This window comes from Roseateles sp. P5_B10 (assembly GCF_056400485.1).
Genome location: NZ_JBFULE010001317.1, coordinates 1 through 946, shown reverse-complemented (window position 1 = coordinate 946; position 946 = coordinate 1). Strand labels below are relative to the sequence as shown.

The 946-nt window shown below is 54.3% G+C and carries 1 pseudogene; it reads left to right on the top strand.

Features of this window, described 5'->3' with window-relative positions:
* Nucleotides 1–233 precede the first annotated feature (233 nt).
* A pseudogene (locus tag AC1DU6_RS33005) lies at nt 234–946 on the top strand (hypothetical protein); the annotation flags it as partial.

Genomic DNA, 946 nt, shown 5'->3' with positions numbered 1-946 from the left:
GTTGCCTGCCAATCAAAATCGCCTGAGGGAAGTGCCGGATGAAGAGACAAGATGATTTCAGTCCTACGCTCATTCGRAAGCTGCGCGACCGTGTGGCACATCGCTGCTCAAACCCGGACTGCCGTGTGCCGACAAGTGCACCCCGTAATGATTCTGATGACAAACCCACTAATATCGGGAAGGCTGCCCATATATGCGCCGCGTCGGAAGGTGGGCCGCGATACAGCGCTGAGATGCCTTCTGCAGAGCGTAAGTCAATTTCCAACGCGATCTGGCTGTGTTCGAACTGCGCAGTTGTGATTGATGTAGACGAGACGCGCTATCCCGTTGCCTTACTGCACAAATGGAAAGTAAGCGCTGAAGCAAGCGCCTTGGCGGAGGTTGGAAAACGCCTCCCAAGTGAGGGTGATGCGCGGGATCAGCTGGTTTCGGCGCTTGGAGGGATGCCAAAGAAATTCCGGCATTCCGCGATTTCCAACGTGCATGCAGCTACGGAACAGTTGCTAAATGGCGTTGATCCACGGTTCAACGTTAAGACCAGCCATGACAGCCGAGGAACGCGGGTTGAGCTGCATGTGAAGGAGTCCGTGCCTTTCCGTCTAAAGATCGAACGAACACGCTCTGAAGAGTGGATCGGGGCAATGAAAGATCTCCTCGATCACGGTCGAGATGTGCATTTGCCTGCACAGGGTGTCGTCGCTGAAGGCTCCCCGCTATTTCAAGAGATCGGGTTTCTCGATGGTAGAGGGGGCGTTCTCTCAATCCAGCGCGCAAAGCAACCAGCCGTGATCAAGATGACCCTGATCAATCCTGAGGACAACGAGGTTGTCACTCTGGACGATATCCAAGGTCATATGTTTGGTGGTGAGAAGAGCTTTTCGGTCGGAGGCAAGACCTTTGATGGCCTATTTGAGATGGAGCTAAGGGCACCGTTTGGGCAAGGGAC